Here is a 16,675-nt window from a genome sequence, read left to right as displayed (position 1 = left end):
ACCACCGCGCGGAGCTACCCACCGTCGTTCCAGCGCCCGGTGACCAGGAGGTCTCCGGGCGCACGCCGCCCGATCCGCCGGTCGGAGGTGTCGTATCCCTCGCCGTTCACGTATTTCACGTAGAGTACCGCGGCGCTCCGCGGTGAGCAGCGCGCGCGTCGAGCTTCGGCGGAGAGCGAGCAAACGAATGCAGATAGCCGCGGGGGGAGCGATGTACACACGGGTTGCTGTCGCGCAGCTCGCCTATTACCCGGCGATCATCGTCGATCGGCGGTCTCCGCTCGAGGACCCGCTCTTCGATCCGAGGACAGCAGCCGATTCGCTGCTCCCGGCGCGCGCCGATGTGCCCGACGCGATCAAGCCGAGGCTCGAGGCCCTCCGGCGGCGCATCCGCGAGACCTACGACGCGCAGCTCTTCGCGCGGATCCGCGCGGTGCTGTCGGCTTGCCTGGAGTACGGGGCGAGGATCGTGGTGTTTCCCGAGTACAGCATCCCCTGGGAGATCCTCGGCGGCGTCGCCGACGCGGCGGGCGACATGGTGGTCGTGGCGGGGACGCACTCGGTGGATCGGGCGGCGCGCCGCTCCGGCATCTACGAGCGCCTCGGCGCGGGGCTCCCCGCGCTCGGACAGTCGGTGTGCCCGGTGCTGCATCGGGGTCGGCTCCTCGGCCTGCACGCGAAGCGAGCCACGGCGGCGGTGGAGCGGAGCACGATGCGCCCGGGCGAGACCTGGGCGCCCGTGGAGATGCCGGACGGGATCCCGGGCCCCATGGGCGCGCTGGCCTGTCTCGATTTCCTGCTCCGGGACGGCGCGCACGACGTGGCGCCCATCGCCGAGCGCGTCGGCGAGTGCCGCTTCCTCGCCGTGCCCAGCGCGACGCCGCACACCACGCTGCCAGAGCTCTCCGGAGCGGTGTGGGAAGAGGCGCGCCGGTACGGGCGGCCCACGCTGTATTGCGATGGCGCCGAAGGCGGCGGCACATCGATCTACGTCGATGAGGCCGAGGCCCACGAGCTGCGGCGGTTCCCGGACCGGGCGGGGTACCTCGAGCCAGGCGACGAAGGTGTGATCGTCGCCGACGTCGACCTCCGGTACGAGCGGGCCAGCGCGCACCTCGCTCGCTCCACCCGCCCCGCCGCGCCGCCGCCGGTCGTGCCGGTCGCCGAGGCGACGCTCGTGTACCGAGGGCACCCCGCGGGAGAGGCCTATGCGCGGTGGCTCGACGGCGCGAGGGAGCTCCTCCGACGCGACGACGACGAGGCGCTCGAGACGCTCGTCGCGCGGCTCGAGGAGGCGCGCGACGTGCTGCTGAACGCGGGCGCCCTGTCCGGGGCGGCGGCGCGCGGGAGGCGGCTGCGCCGGCTCTACGGCGAGCTCGACAAGCTGACCCGCGTCGAGGAGATAAGGCAGTTCACCCGGGAGATCATCGTCCCCGCCGAGGTGCTGCCGCTCGAGGCGCTGCGCGCGGCGACGGCGGGGGCGGCCGCCGACGTCGTGTTCGCCTGGATGGCCGAGCGGGAGGCGCGCGAGGCCGGGTTCGTGGAGGTCGAGGCGCGGCTCCGCAAGGCGGTGGACGCGAAGCGGGGCAACGGCGAATGGACGCCCGACGGCATGGCGGCGCTCGGCGCGGTGGCGCAGGCGGTGCGCGGCGCGCCGGAGGCGAGCGACGACGAGCGGGAGAGCACGCTGCCGCCGGACGTGAGGGCCGAGCTGCCGCGAAGGCTCGCCCCGGCGGCGCTCGGAACGCAGCTGCACCTGGGCTGGGTGCTCTCCTTCAAGCGACAGCCATCCGACTTCCGCGCCGCCATGGACGACGCCGCGCCGCGCGCCTCCGGCGGCGCCCGCGCGGCGCTGGGCCCCATCGCCGAGCCGAGCAAGGAGGAGCTCGCCCCGCGGTTCTCCGAGCACCAGATCCTCTCTGCGGAGACCGTCTTTCTGCTCGCGCTCGCCGAGGGGTGGGAGCACGTGGCGGCGGTCGGCGTCTGGCCTGAAGAGCGGCCGACCTGGTGCACGCTCATGGTCGCGGCCCTCCGGGACGAGGGGTGGACCTTGCTGTGGATCGAGGGCCTCGAGCGCTGGGCAGAGCCCCGGCGAGCGCGGGAGAAGCTCCGCGCGGCCGCCGTCCGGTCGGGTCTGGTCAACGCTGCGCTCGAGGCGATCCCGCAGGACACCCTGGCTCCGCGGATCGCGCTCCTGTCACCGCGCTTCGACGGCGCGCGCGACGTCGTCGCGGCGCTCCGCGAGCAGCGGCTGCGCGAGGTCGCGGGACGGTTCGTGGAGCCCGAAGCCTGCGTCGACGGGCGCGACGAGCCCACACCCCTTCTCGGCGCCCTCGACGCGTGGCTCTCGTCGGGCGAGAAGATCGCCCTCGTGCTCGGCGAGTTCGGCCTGGGGAAGTCCACCGCGCTCGCCGCGTGGGCCGAGCGGCGGTGGGCGTCCCCCGAGGGGCCGAGGCCCGTGCTCGTCAACCTCGCCAGCGCCTCGCCCCACGTGAGCCCGGAGCAGCTCCTGCTCCAGGCGGCCGGGGCCGAGGACCTCCCCGCGAACCGCGCCGCCCTGCGCCTGCTCATCCGCCACCGGCTCGTCGTCCCCTGCTTCGACGGCTTCGACGAGATGGCGACTCGCCTGGAGGCCTCCGAGCTCGCAGGGCGGCGCGCCAGCCTGCTGGAGGTCGCGGCCGGCGGCGGCAAGGTGCTCGTCTCCTCCCGAGATGACCACTTCCCCGCCGAGGCGCACCTCCAGACCAGCGCCGAGGGCGTGTCTTCTCAGCCGCCTGGCACGTCCGCGGGGATACGGCGGTTCGCCGTCCAGCCGTTCACCGAAGCGCAGGTGCGCGAGCTCGTGCGGCAGATCCGCGGCGAGGACGGCGCCGCCGCGGCGCTCTCGCGCATCGCCGCGATCTACGACCTCAAGGACCTCGTGCACCGGCCGCTGCTGCTCGGGATGGTGCTGGCCACGCTGGACGAGTTCGCCTCCGGGGCGAAGGTCGGGCGCGCCGATCTCTACGAGGCGTACCTGAAGCGGTGGCTCGACAATACCCGAAAGGGCGACCCCGACAGCTTCACCGACGAGCAGAAGAAAGAGTTCGCCGAGGCGCTCGCCGAGCAGCTCTGGCGGTCCGGCCGGCCGGCGTGCACCTGGCAGGAGCTCCAGCAGTCGGTCCGCGCGCGGCTCTTTCGCTTCCTGCCCGAAGGCATGCCGGCGGGCGCCGCGTTCCTGGAGATCCAGGGCGGGACGTTCCTCGTGCAGGAGGGCAGCGACGGATACCGCTTCGCGCACAAGGCGTTCCTCGAATACTTCCTGGCGCGCGCGCTGGTGGCGACGCTGGCCGAGCGGCCGCTCGAGGCGCTCCGGACCAAGCCGATCACGCGGGAGGTCGCGGCGTTCGTGGGCGAGATCCTGAGGACGTTCGGCGAGCCGAGGCGCGCGGCGGCGGTGCGCGCGGTCCAGTCGTTCCTGAAGATGGACCGGCAGCTGACCCCTTCGACGAGGGAGCCGGCCGAGAACGCCCTCCGGTTGCTGCTCGGTCTCGCGCGATGGGCCGAGGAGACGGCCGGATGGATCCCGGAAGGGGCAGATCTCCAAGGCGTTCAGCTCGCCGGCGAGGACCTGCGCGGCGCGCCCCTCGCGGGCGCAAACTTGCGGGACGCCAACCTGTCCGGCGCCGACCTCTCCGGCGCCGACCTGACAGAAGCCGCGCTGAGCGGGGCGATGCTCTCCGGCGCGAAGCTCGACGGGACGATCCTCCGGCGCGCGATCGCGCACCGGGCGGACTTCACGCAAGCCGAGGCGAAGGGGGCCATCCTCGAGCTGGCGACGCTGAGCGGCGCCATCCTGCGGCAATCGGCGTGGACCGGGTGCCGCTGGAACGGCGTGCTGGCCGAAGGGACCGACCTGAGCGCCTGCGTCATCGCGGGCAGGGGGGCGCTCCTGGATCACGCGCGCAGGCTCGCCGCGACCCCGCCCTCGGCGCACGCAGACCTGGTGTCCGGACACACTGGCACGATCAACACGCTCGCATGGTCGCCGGACGGCCAGCGCCTCGCGACCGCCGGGTACGACCAGACGGTGCGCCTCTGGCACGCGGACACCGGCATGGAGCTCGCCCGGTTCGAAGGACATTCCGACTGGGTCCTGGCCGTGGCATGGCGCCCGGACGGCCAGCGCCTGGCCAGCGCGGGATACGACCTGACGGTGCGGATCTGGCACTCCCTCACGGGCAAGGAGATCGCCCGACTCGAGGGGCACACCGACTGGGTGAGGGCCGTGGCCTGGCACCCGGACGGCGAGCGCCTGGCCAGCGGGAGCGACGACCGGACCGTGCGCATCTGGGACACGAGCACAGGCGAGGAGGTCGCCCGGCTCGAGGGACACGCGGACTGGGTGAGGGCCGTGGCCTGGCACCCCGACGGCAGGCGCCTGGCCACCGCGGGCGTCGAGAGCACGGTGCGCATCTGGGACGCGAGCACAGGCAAGGAGATCGCCCGGCTCGAGGGCCAGGCGCGCGGGGTCACGGCCGTGGCGTGGCACCCGGACGGCAGGCGCCTGGCCATCGCCGGCGACGGGAACACGGTGCGCATCTGGGACGTCAGCACGCGAGGCGAGATCGCCCGCCTCGAGCGCCGTTCGAGCGGGGTCCGGGTCGTGGCGTGGCGCCCGGACGGCAGGCGCCTGGCCACCGCGGGCGACGAGAGCACGGTGCGCATCTGGGACGCGAGCACCGGCAGCGAGCTCGCGCGGCTCGAGGGCCATACCAACTCGGTCAGGGCCATGGCGTGGCACCCGGACAACAGGCGTCTGGCGAGCGCGGGTGACGGAAACACGGTGCGGATCTGGGACACCGGCACGGGCAAGGAGCTGACTCGGCTCGAGGGCCACTCCAGCTGGGTGCTGGCCCTCGCCTGGCACCCGGACGGCGACCGCCTGGCCAGCGCGGGAAACGACTCGATGCTGCGGATCTGGGACACCGGCACGGGCAAGGAGCTGACGCAGCTCGAGGGCCACTCCAACTGGGTGCTGGCCCTCGCCTGGCACCCGGACGGCAACCGCCTGGCCAGCGCGGGAGACGACCAGACGGTCCGCCTCTGGGACACGAGCAAGGGGGAGGAGCTCGCGCGGCTCGTGGGCCATTCGAACGGTGTCCTGGCCGTCGCCTGGCACCCGGACGGCGGCCGCCTGGCGAGCGCCGGGCACGATGGCAGCGTGCGCATCTGGGAGGCGAGCACGGGCCAGAACCTCGCTCGGTTCGAGGGTCAGTCCGACTGGGTCCTCGCGCTGGCCTGGCACCCGGACGGCGGCCGGCTGGCGAGCGCGGGACACGACACGATGGTGCGGATCTGGGACCCGGACACCGGCAGACAGCTCGCGTTGCTGGAGGGTCATACGCGCGACGTCAAGGCCCTGGCCTGGTGCCCGGGCGGCAAACGACTGGCCAGCGCGGGCGACGACACGACGGTGCGGATCTGGGACGCGGGCACCGGCGAGGAGATCGCCCGGCTCGAGGGCCACACGCACGGGATCACGGCGGTGGCCTGGGCGCCGCGCGGCGATCGCCTGGCGAGCGCGGGGCACGACGGCACCGTGCGGCTCTGGGACGCGGGCACCGGCGACGAGATCGCCCGGCTCGAGGGCCACACGCGGAGGGTCATGGCCATGGCCTGGCAGCCGCGCGGCGATCGCCTGGCGAGCGCGGGGCACGACGGCGCCGTGCGGATCTGGAGCGCGGATCAGCGAAGGCTCCTCGCCTGCTTCGTATCCGCCGGCCTGACCGCGCTCGCGCGCACGCCCGGGGGTTTCTGCGTGCTCGACGGCGCGGAGCCCGAGCGGGCGCGCCTCGCGCTCCGCCGCCCCGAATCGAGGACGACACTCTACCTGCCCCTCGCCGGCTTCCGCGACGTCCTGGGGCGTCCGGACAAGGTGGCCGCGGCCCTCGCCGGCGACCTCAGCGGCGATAACGTCGCAGAGGAGCTCGCACGGCACGGCTATTCGGGCGGGGTCCCCTGGGATGGCGACGAGCGCTTCATCTCCGATGCTCCAGGGGCGCTGGCGCCGCGAGCCGCCAGCATCGTGCCCCCGCGCGCCGCCACGGACAGCGTCCCTGCGCCCGACCCTTCGCGGTCGTACGCCCTCACGAACCCCTTCCGGCCCGGCCCCGCCCTCACCGACGCTTCTGCCCTCCCGGGCCGCGCCCCCATCCTCGCGGAGCTCCTCGCCCTCATCGACAGCCGCAGCCCCGCGGTGCTCCGCGGCCCGCGCCGCTCGGGCAAGACCTCCATCCTCCACCACCTCGCCGCGCGCCTCTCCCCTGCCCGCGCCGTCCACCACCGCTCTCTCGAGGGCCGCGCCTCTCCCCTTCGCACCGCCGACGATCTCGCCGTCTTCCTCGACCCCTCTCTCCAGTCCGACGTCACCCCCGCGCTCACCCTCCGCGACCGCCTCTCCAGCGCCGGGAACGCCGTCCTGCTCCTCGACGAGGTCGCCAATCTCCACCAGGCCGACGCCACCGTCTTCGCCTGGCTCCGCGCCGTCGGCCAGGAGAGGACCAGCGTGGTCCTCGTCGGCTCGCACTGGGACTGGGTCACCATCGTCGAGCACGCCTTCGCCGCCGCCCCGGGCTCCTCGTTCGGCAACGACGTCACCCCCATCAACCTCGGTCCGCTCTCCGAGGCGGACGCGATCCGCTTCCTCGTCGACACCGCTCCTCCCGACGTCGCGGTGGAGGCCGAGCGCACAGCCCGCTGGATCGTCGAGCTCTGCGGCCCGTGGCCGTTCTATCTCCAGGTGATGGGTTATGCCCTCGTCCAGGCCGTCCGCGCAGGCCAGCGCCGCGCCCTGGTCGAGCGCGCCGGCGTGCGCGAGCTTTACGAGCAGCGCCTCCTGCTCGACCGCGACGCGGCCTTCTTCCGCCCGCGCTGGGCCGAGCTGCCCCGGCGCGCGCGCGCCGTGCTCGGCGCCCTCCGCGGCGCCCCCGACGCGGCGCTGCCCGAGGTGCGCAGGCTGCCTTCGGAGGACGTCGCCGTCCTCTGCGACGCGGGCCTCTGCGATGCGCTCGGCGCATGGCTGGCGGATCCGCCGTTCTTCGACTGGATTCGCCGGGTGGCCAGGGAGCCAAGGAGAGAGCCGTGACGCGCGATTTCGACGTGAGGCGACCCTACGCACCGGAACGCGATGTCCGCAATCACGCGCAGCTCCTGGATCTCTTGCAGTCCTTGCCGGTGAACGGCGTGATATGGCCGCTCGTCGGCGCCCGCAGGGCCGGGAAGACGTGGACGCTCAGGGCGCTCGAGCACCACCTCGGCCTCGCCGACAAGACGAGCGTGCGTTACCTCGACCTCCGCAAGTTCGGCCGGGCGCTCCCCAGCGTGCCGCCGGGGACAACGCTCCTCCTGGATGAGCCGCAGCTCGCCGGCCAAGGCGGCAGCCCGCGCGACGCGAGCGCCTTCCTGCGCTGGTGCGTCGACCTCTACACGAACAACACAAGGATCTTCCTGGCGATGAGCCCCGCCGAGTGGATCGCGCTCGAGCGCGCGGCCTCCGGCGACGCCGGGCTCGTCTGCTCGCGGGACATGCGCTTCCTCGATCCCCTCACGCACAGCGAGGCGCTCAAGCTCGCCCGCACCGCGGTGTCGAAGGCGCTCCTCCCCGACCTGCCCGCCAGCTGGCGCCGGAATCCCTTCCTGCTCGAGCTCGTCTTCGAGCTCGCCGAGCAATCTCCCGCTCTGGCGAACACCCCATGGGCGCTCCTGCGAACGGCGCGCGTGAGCAGCGAGCGCATGGAATTCGCCTACCACCGCGCCGTGTTCGAGGACGGGCTGACCGACGCGCAGCGGAGCGTGCTCCGCGAGATCGCGCGCGGCGCGGCGCCTCGCGACGAGCACGTCGATCTGCTCGAGCGCTGCGGCCTCGTGGAGCGCCGCGGCGGGCGCCCCGTGCTCGCCGATCCGATCCTCGAAGCGAACCTGTGCCCGCTGCGGATCCACCATGTCTCCGACATCCATTTCGGCCCGAAATCCGCCGAGCGCGTCGACGTCAAGGAGAGGAACCCGCACGGCAACAGCATGAAGGGCGGGCTGGGCCCCCCGCGCGTCTGCGATCATTACGTCGAGCACGTCGCCGAGCTCGCCGCGGCCGGCCGCGCGCCGCACCTGCTCGTCGTGTCCGGTGACGTCGCCGAGTGGGCCGACGACGACCAGTACGCCGAGGCCCGCCGCTGGCTCGATCAGGTCTCCAGGCACCTCGCCACTCACCCTCGCCTCCCGCCCGACGAGCCCAACGTGCTGCTCGTGGGCGGCAATCACGACGTCGACTGGCGGCAGGCGACGGGGCCCGCGCAGGCCGGGACGCAGGCGCGCCACGTGCCTTTCGCGCGGGCGTTCGGCGATCACCCGCGCTGCGCGCGGCCGCCGCTCGAGGAGCCGCCGGCGACGCGGGCGCTCGCGGTGGCGCGGTATGCGGATCTCGGGGTGGAGTTCGCGTTGCTCGGATCGGCGGAGTTCGGCGGCCAGGAGGAGGAGGATCCGGTCCGGGACGAGCTCCTCTCGCTCATCGGCCGCCTGCGGCAAGGCGCCCTGGAGGAGCCGGACGCGGAGCGCGCGGCGGCGCTGCGCGACCACGTGGCGCGCATCGATCCCGGTCTGGTCCACAACGCGGATCTCCAGCGCCTGCGCAGGGCGCAGTGGCACGCGCCGATCCGGATCGCGGTCCTCCATCACCCGGTGTCCCCGCTGCCGTCCACCGAGCTCGCCCGCTTCGGCGGCCTGATCAACGCCGGTGAGGTGAAGGACGCGCTGGCCCACAAGGAGTTCTGCCTGGTGCTCCACGGCCACAGCCACACAGGCTGGTTCGGCAAGGAGCAATGGCCGGAGCGGCACGAGGACTGGACGATCCGTATCGCCGCGGCGCCGTCGCTCTCGAGCCGGGAGGTGCAGGAGCACAACGGCTACAACGAGATCGAGATAGCGCGCGACGGCGTGGGCGGCGAGGTCGGCTATCACATCCACGTGAGGCGCCTGGTGAGAGAGGGCGCGATCTGGACGCGGCGAGCGTCGATGGGGCCGTTCGCGCCGGGGAAGTAGCGCCGCGGCGGGGGAGCGCGCTCGCAGCAGGAGCGCGCGAACACGCAAACCGCAGCGTCAGCGCCGGCGTCAATGCATGTGGTTCCCCGGCTGCCGGCGTCTAGCCGCTTTGCGATTGCGGTGTTGGTCAGGTCGCCCAGCGCTCAGCAAAATCTGGCGTTTCGCCGCGCTCGATGGCGAGCGCCCATTTTTCAAGCACTGACGCGCCGCTCTCCCAGAACCTCTTGCAGCCGTCGATGTAGGAGAGAACAGCGCCCCGATGCCCGATGGAAAACAACTGGGATGCGAGCTCAAAATCGGGCCCAAATGCGTTAAGCTGCGGCGAGCCGCGGACCTCACCAGCGGCCTGGAGATGTTCTACTGCGCTGGTTGAATCGCTGCGTGCCATCGCGACCTTTCCTAGAACGACGTGTGCGTAATGCACGGCATTTCCGTACTCAAATGTGTCCACATGATCCGTGGCATCGGAGAGCAGTCGCTCTGCGGCTTCGGTCGCCCGTTCGTAGTCCTCGGACAGGACTGCCACCCTTGCGATGTCGATGAGAATTCCGAACGCTCCAAGCGCAGAGCGCTCAAGCGTGAGCGCCGCCTCGTATTCCGCGAGTGCCTCTCGCGCAAGTCGCACACGTTCTTCGCGCGATGTGGCACCAATGCTGGAAAGGAAGCACAGCCCTCCCAGGAGCTCTCGCCAGTCTGACGTATCCGGTTCGACTGTGGCTCCTCGCCTGTACAGTTCTTCGGCCAAATCTCGATCTTCGATCGAAAGGAATCTCCCGGCATTCCTGAGAATAGCGGGATCGTTGGGATGGTTGGACACCGCGCTCAACCAGAGGCGCTTTCCCTCATTGTACGCGTCCGGGCATTCATGCGGAGCGATGCGCGCGAACGCCGCCAGGCTGATTTCTGGGTGATGAGCGATTAGCCATCGAACGTGATCTATCCGTCGGCGCCGGGCGTCATCATCTTGGTTCCTGAAATAGAACCCGAGCAACTTTACGCGTGCTTCGACGTCGTTCGGGCTCGTCAGCAGGTGGGTCTCAAGGGCTTCTGCATCTTGCGCGGCCAGGTCGATGGCGTCGGTGCATGGGGAGAGCCAGTCAGGTGAGCGTTCCATGGTGCTGCGAGGATAGCGCACCTGGCGGACGCATGTCGGCGAGCTCGGCGCCGCTCCTGTCCACCGGACCGAGCTCGGGCACATCGCCGACGAGGTCGCGCTGCAGCACATCGCTATTCAGGAAACCGAAACGTCTCGACGGCGTTGCCGCTCTCGCCCTCCGTCGTGCTGCCGTCGTGGTTCCAGCTGGTGCCGCCCTTGCCTGGCTGTCCGATATCGAAGGTGACGCCCTCGAGCGTGAGCTGATCCTCGTCGAGGTAGGCGACGCCGATCGAGTCGCCGCCGCGCCCGGGGCCGCCGTAGCCGCCGGGCCCTCCTTGGCCACCCCTGCCACCCAGGCAGCCCTGAAAGACGTCCGCCTCGGCGGCGCCCGGTGCGCCTCGGCCGCCTCGGCCGCCTTCCTGGGGTGGCCCGCCGTCACCGCCTTGGCCGCCGGCGGCCGTCTCGATCACGCTGTCGCGCACGGTCACCCGGGCGTGAAGCGCGAGGACGCCGATGGTTGGATTTCCGTTCGCTCCCCCGCGTCCCCCCCGGCCTCCGCAACCGCCGGCCCCGCCCGAGCCTCCTCCCGCGCCTCCCTTGGAAGCCGCGCCGCACACGGCAAGCCCGCCCCGGCGACCGCCGCCGCCACCGCCCCCCTGGCCCGGGGTGCCCCAGGTCCCCTCGCCCCCCGTGTCGCCTTCCCACCCAGTCTCGGTGAGACGCCCGATGCCCCCACCGGGTGCGCCCTGCGTCCCCGGCGCCCCTGGGCCCCCGTTGGACCCGTCGTAACAGAGGACCCCGCCCAGCTCGCCGGTACCACCAAGCCCCGCGGGCGAAGGGTCCCGCACGGAGGCGGGCTCGCCGTCGGCTCCATCCTCGGCGCTGTCGGGCAGCCCGTCGCCTCCCTTGCCGCCGATGCTCGTGTGTCCGCTCTCGCACCGGTTCACGGCCGCATCCCCGCCGGCGACGACGGCCGCCGAGCACGCGTCCCTGGCGAACGTACCATCCGGTCCGTCCGGTGGGCTGTACCGAGGCCACTCCTCGCCATCGGTGCCTTCCAGCGCACTGTCTGCGAGGATCTCACTGCGCAGGATCTCCACCGCCGTGTTGGATTGAACGAGCGCGCCGAGCGGGCCAAACGCCCAGACGTTGAGATCGGCGAGCGTCGACACCCCGTCTGCGGCCCCCGTGTCCTCGGGGCCCGCCGGCTCGACGATCACCATGGGGTCGAAGATCGGCGCGTGAAAGAACGTGGACCGCGGGATTCGGGGGTCGCGATCCCATCGCCGGCAGTGGAAGCCTCCGAGGAGGTCCACGCCGGAGGGCAGTAGGATCTGATGCACCTCGAATCCGTCATTGCAGATGAACACCCGCCCTCGTCCAGTGCGCGCGAGCTCGACGCCGCGCTCGACGGTGAACACCGGCTTCGCCTTCGTGCCGGGGTTCCCGTCGTCGCCGCCGCCGTAGTTTCCGGCGACGAACACGCCACAGCCGTCGTCGAGGATGTCGGCGGCGATGTGCTCGACGCAGACCGACTCCGGGGGCGGCTCGTCCGCGCAGGAGGTGCCTTCACAAGGCGTCACGCCAGGGTCGTTCACGTCAGGTGCAGTTCCGCAGCCGGTCGTCCAAGGGGACAGCAGAAGGACCAAGGCCGCCGCGGTGCTCTTTTTCATGTGCGTCTCCTGACGGGCGCCGCCAGCACAGGGCGATTCATCGAGGTGGTTCCGGGGCTGGCGCATCGAACCGGTACCAGAACTGCGCAATCCCGCGTTCCCCCTCGCCGAGCCCGCTTTCCAGGGTTGCATTGCCGCCGATACCTCCCTCGCCGGCTTGTCCGGGCAAGACCGTCGCATGCTCCAAGATGGCCACGGAGGCGCCCAAGGAGCCGATGCCGAGCGAGTGGCCGCCGTGCCCGCCACCGGCATCGCCCCCGCGACCGCCGTCGCCTCCGGTGCCGCCGCGGCACGCGGGCCACATGTCACCTGAACCCGCAGGGGACCTTCCACCGTAACCGCCCATTGACCCGCCGCCGCCCGGCTGGCCCGTTCCGCCGACCCCGCCATCGCCGCCCTTGGCCCCGAGGACCGTGCTGGCATCGACCGTGAGGTCGCTCCCCTGCAAGGCCACGATCCCGATGCTCGCGCCGCCGTAGCCGCCCCCCTGGCCGCCCTTGCCACCGCAGCCGCCGCTGCCGCCTGATCCACCGGCGGCACCGGCCTGGGGCCGACCTGCTGGACACGCGAACGTGCGGCTGCGCGAGTAGCTGCCCCCACCCCCGCCGCCGCCCTGGCCTACGCCGCCCTTCTCCCCGTCTTTACCGCGGACGCCGACCCATCCGTCGACGCCCATGAGGCCAGCGCCAACCGCTCCCGCAGCGCGCTCCGCGGGGGCGCCGTTTGCGCCGCGGCCTCCATCACCGCACGGCATGCCGGACGCGCCGGTGCCAGCCAGGCCGCGGTTGTCCGGAGTCCCGACCGGTTCCGGCTGGCCTGGCGTCCCATCGCCGCCCGTCTCGATGCCTCCATCGCCCCCCTGGCCACCCGTCGACTCGATGCCATCGTCGCACACCGTCACGACCGGAAGCGCGCCCAGCGCCACGTTCGCCGTGCAGGCGTCCACGCCGGCGTTCCCCAGCACGCCGGCATTCGCGCGGAAGCTCGGCGCGTCCTCGCCCGGCTCTCCATCCTTGCCGTCGCCTGCGAGGATCTCGCTCTTCCGCACGATCGCCCTGGCCCCATGCTCCAGGATCATCGCGATCGACGACTTGCCGTCGCGCGCGGAGGCGTCCGCCGCCACGGCGCGCACGCCGAAGATCACCGACGTCGCGTCGTCCCCCGCGATGACCGCGCCTTCCCGCCCGAGGACCCGCACCGGGATCCCCACCGGCGCCGCGATGACGGTCAGCGCGCTCTGCCCGTCGAGCGGCCCTCCATAGGACCAGTCGCCGCCCGCACACAGGCGGCCGCCCCAGAGGTCGACTCCCTGGGGAAGCGAGATCGCCTCCTCGAACACCCCACCGCAGGCGTACACGCGCCGGGTCGGCGCCTCACCGCCCCCTCGCCCATTCGCGGCGAGCCGGATCGCACGTTGCAACGTCTTCACGGGCGCGTCCTTCGTGCCGGCGCTCTCGTCGTCGCCCTGCTCGCCGACGAACACGCCGCACATGTCGAGCGCCGCCGCCTTCGCCGGATCCCCATCACAAGGAGACGGCTCCGGCGGCGGAACCTCGCACAGGTAGTCATCCGCGCAGCTGTCCGAGTAGCACCCCGTGTTGCCGGCCGCGCCGGTCATACCGAGCGCGATCGACACCAGCGAGCGGAGAACCGCTCGACCGCGACCCACGGCGCCAGCTCTGGAACGCATGACCTCGCCCCGCTTCACCACGCTCCCTCGAGAAGCACCCCTGCCCGTTCGCTCGTCGCCGTAGGTACGACGCGGACGCCAGCGGCCTTCGGCCCTGCGTCGAAGACGGCGATCTCCGTGAAGAAGGAGGCCGCCGTCGCCACGCCGAACACGGCGCTCGTCACCAGCGACACCTTGCCGAGGGTGGCGAACAGAGCCCGCTCGTTCACCTGATCGTGAATGCCGGCGCACGCCGCGGGGGCGCTCGCTTCCCGGCAGGTGTGCGACGTCCATCCCCGCGCGCGGCGCGCGGCGTCCCCCTCGCGCAGGTCGCCATGAACGACGTGAGCGCGCAGGAGAAAGACCGCACCGGCCGCTGCCGTCGCCGTCGTCACGGCGATACCGCCGATCCGCGCCGTCCCCGGCCAGGAGGCCCATGGGCTGGGGAGGCCATGGGCTGGGGAGCCCGTCCGCGCAGCCGCCGGAGCGCTCGGGGCTCGCGGCGCTTCGTTCGGTGACACCGGCGCGCCCTCCTCGGCATCACCCGCCGACGCGCTCGCCGACGTGCGCGGCAAATGCATCACGATCTCGTGCTTCGCGCCTGCCACGGCGCCGACGATATGGAGCGCGTTTTCACAGCCGGGCGCTCGGGCCCACACCATGTGTTCGCCCGGCTCCAAGAAGAGCACGTAAGTCCGCGCGGACCGGCCGATCGGCTTGCCGTCGACGAGCACCTCGGCGTCCGGCGGATCCACGTTCAGACGCAGCACTGTCACGTTCCACTCCGCCTTGCGTCGCCCGACCTCGAACCTTCGCTGCAGCGGCAAAGGGAGCGCCTCGAGCTGCGAAAGGCTCCAGGCCAGGTGCTCGGCCGCGTCACGGTGCCGGTTCAGCGCGAGCTCGCACAGCCCGAGCTCCCCGGCGATCTCCGCGCGCTCTAGCCCCGTGCTGGATGCCGGGTCTGCCGCCTCGAAGGCCGCCTTGTAGGCGGCATAGGCCTCTGTCCACCGCCCGGCATCGCGCGCTCGCTGACCACGACGAACAAGGTCCTTCACCGTCGATCCGTTGCTCGGTCTCGCCTTCGACTGGATACCGTCTGCGCGGGCCGAGTTCGTGAAGCCTGTCGCAGCCCCGAGCGTGAGAAGAACCGAGCAAAGATGCGCCATGAAACGCATGCGGTCACCGTACTCACGCTCACTGCGCCGCGTCAATCAGCAAGAATCCTCATGTCCTTGCCCCTCTTCACGAGAAAATATCACCCGAAACCGCAATGCCATCGTGGGTAGCCGCGGCTCAAAGGGGTCTCGCCCATTTTGGTGTCCTACATTACCATGACCCGATGCCTGCGCGTGATCGACCCCCCCGGTGCGCAGCTCCGGCGTCCTCTTGCTCGGCTCCGCTGTCCCCTCGTGACGTGGTCTTCCTGCTCTCCTCTGACCGAAGCCTCGGTGTCACCCATGGCCTCATCGATCGACCGCCCCTCGGCTGCTCGGGTTGCCGGTGGCGCCCTGGCTGCATTCAGCGCGGAGATCGCGACGGCGATGGAGAGAATCTTCATCGAGGAGATCACGCAGGTCCAGGACGACGTCGCGCATGCTAGATCTTCTCCGCGGCGAAGAACATGCTCGACGTACCTCTACTCGGCACCGTGGACATGGAACGGACGCTCAGGAATGCGCGCTCGATCGCGGTCCTGGGTATCAAGCCGGAGAGCCGCCGGGACCTCGATGCGCACCAGATCCCGCTTTACCTCCAGAAGGTCGGCTACCACATCCTCCCCGTCCCGACCCGTTATCCCGAGGCGACCCAGATCCTCGGTGTGCCCGTCCGCCGCCGCCTGATCGAGCTTCCCACGCCGCTCGACGTGCTGAACGTCTTCTGCAAGCCCCAGGATTTCGTGCCCCACGTCGAGGATGCGCTCGTGTTGCGTCCGTCTTTGGTGTGGTTCCAATCCGGGCTGCTCGAGCTCTCGGCGGCGCGCAGGCTGCTCGACGCCGGGATTCCGGTCGCGGAGGATTGTATCGGCTGCCGGCGCGCGTCGATGTGGCCTTCCATCGAGCCATTCGAAGCACAACGCTCGGCGGCGGGCTCGCGGACGCCATGACAACAGCCCCACGCTCGACGCCTCCCGGCCTCGTGTGGATCCCTGGCGGCACCTTCACGATGGGCCAAGATCCGATCTTCGAGTCCGAGGCGCCAAACCCGCCGCATCGCGTCGAGCTGTCCCCTTTCTGGCTCGGCGCGCACCCGGTCACCCGCGCCGAATACAATGTCTTCGTCGAGGCGACGGGCGCCTCGGCGCTGCCCTCCGCGGGCCGGGCAGAGCTCGACGCGCCCGATCGGCCCGTGGTGAACGTGAGCTACGCGGAAGCCCTGCGGTATTGCGCCTGGGCCGGTGGGACGTTGCCCACGGAGGCGCAATGGGAGCTCGCCGCGCGCGGATTCGATGGTCGGCGGTATCCCTGGGGAGACGATCCCCCGGACGAACGGCGCGCCTGCTTCGCCGAAGACTGGAATCGCGGCGGGCCGAGCCCGATAGGCGCGCACCCGGCCGGCGCGAGCCCTTTTGGTTGCCACGACATGGCCGGCAATGTCTGGAGCTGGTGCCTGGACGCGTTTCGCGCGGACGCGCACCTCGAACGAATGCGCCTCGGCCGCGATCCGCGCGTGGGCGGCGCGACGCGGGTGCGCCCGCTGCGCGGCGGGTGCTGGCGCAGCATCGAGAGCAGGCTCCAGTCGGCGTACCGCAACTGGAGCCACGAGGTCGCGCGACATACAACGATCGGCTTTCGCCTCTGTGTCTCGACTGTTTGACGCGAACGCTGTCAGGACGAAGGCAGATCGCGTGAAGTCGGCGGGGGCGGGGATGCCGAGAGGTGCGGGACGCCGAGCAGGGCCGCGGCGGCGGGCGCGATCCTCCGCGGGTCCACGGCACGCTCGTGCCGTCCGCGTGGCGACGCCCTCATCCTGCGTGGGCCCCGGCTGGCGCCTGGCATGCCTTGGGTCAGGCCGTATCCTTCATCCCCGCCTCTCCCGGCCGCGGCCGTACGATGCATGGCCCCGCGCTCTGGTTGCGGCCCGGCTGGTCGAGGTTGTTGCCGGCTGGGTGACGGTCGCCATCACCGGCATCCCCCCGGCACACCTCGTGAGCGGCGCCAGCAA

The 16,675-nt window shown here is 71.8% G+C and carries 8 protein-coding genes; 4 read left to right on the top strand and 4 right to left on the bottom strand.

Going from position 1 to position 16,675, the window contains the following annotated elements; genetic code table 11:
• Nucleotides 1–211: 211 nt before the first annotated feature.
• Together WME82_RS15070 and WME82_RS15065 are read left to right on the top strand one after the other, a co-directional pair.
• Nucleotides 212–7,126, top strand: coding sequence for an eIF2A-related protein (locus WME82_RS15070; RefSeq protein ID WP_438043395.1), 6,915 nt, complete (start codon nt 212–214; stop codon nt 7,124–7,126).
• The gene (locus WME82_RS15065) at nt 7,123–9,075 is read left to right on the top strand and encodes a metallophosphoesterase (protein WP_438043394.1); all 1,953 of its coding nucleotides are present in this window, start codon (nt 7,123–7,125) and stop codon (nt 9,073–9,075) included. The genes WME82_RS15070 and WME82_RS15065 overlap by 4 nt, the downstream gene beginning before the upstream one ends.
• Nucleotides 9,076–9,202: 127 nt before the next feature.
• On the opposite strand, the gene WME82_RS15060 is transcribed toward WME82_RS15065, so the two are convergent.
• From WME82_RS15060 to WME82_RS15045, 4 genes are all read right to left on the bottom strand, one after another.
• Nucleotides 9,203–10,189 (bottom strand): tetratricopeptide repeat protein, encoded by a 987-nt coding sequence (locus tag WME82_RS15060; RefSeq protein WP_438043393.1) that lies wholly within the window; start codon nt 10,187–10,189, stop codon nt 9,203–9,205.
• A 113-nt stretch (nt 10,190–10,302) separates the two neighbouring features.
• Nucleotides 10,303–11,844, bottom strand: a complete 1,542-nt coding sequence (locus WME82_RS15055; RefSeq protein WP_438043392.1) for a hypothetical protein — start codon at nt 11,842–11,844, stop codon at nt 10,303–10,305.
• Between the two features lie 37 nt (nt 11,845–11,881).
• Entirely contained in the window at nt 11,882–13,534 is a 1,653-nt protein-coding gene (locus tag WME82_RS15050; RefSeq protein WP_438043391.1) for a hypothetical protein, read from the bottom strand.
• A gap of 14 nt (nt 13,535–13,548) precedes the next feature.
• Complete coding sequence (locus tag WME82_RS15045; RefSeq protein WP_438043390.1) at nt 13,549–14,568, bottom strand: hypothetical protein; 1,020 nt, start codon at nt 14,566–14,568, stop codon at nt 13,549–13,551.
• 566 nt (nt 14,569–15,134) lie between these two features.
• Here WME82_RS15045 and WME82_RS15040 point away from each other — a divergent pair.
• Both WME82_RS15040 and WME82_RS15035 read left to right on the top strand, forming a co-directional pair.
• Nucleotides 15,135–15,617 carry a CoA-binding protein gene (locus WME82_RS15040; protein WP_438043389.1) on the top strand — a complete coding sequence of 161 codons (483 nt, stop codon included), beginning with the start codon at nt 15,135–15,137 and terminating at the stop codon, nt 15,615–15,617.
• A complete protein-coding gene (locus tag WME82_RS15035; protein WP_438043388.1) occupies nt 15,614–16,327 on the top strand; it encodes a formylglycine-generating enzyme family protein in 714 nt (237 codons plus the stop codon). Before WME82_RS15040 ends, WME82_RS15035 begins: the two co-directional genes overlap by 4 nt.
• Nucleotides 16,328–16,675 lie beyond the last annotated feature (348 nt).

The sequence above is a fragment of the Sorangium sp. So ce128 genome (genome assembly GCF_051525245.1).
Classification (GTDB): domain Bacteria; phylum Myxococcota_A; class Polyangia; order Polyangiales; family Polyangiaceae; genus Sorangium; species Sorangium cellulosum_B.
This window is presented reverse-complemented; position numbering and strand designations above follow the sequence as displayed.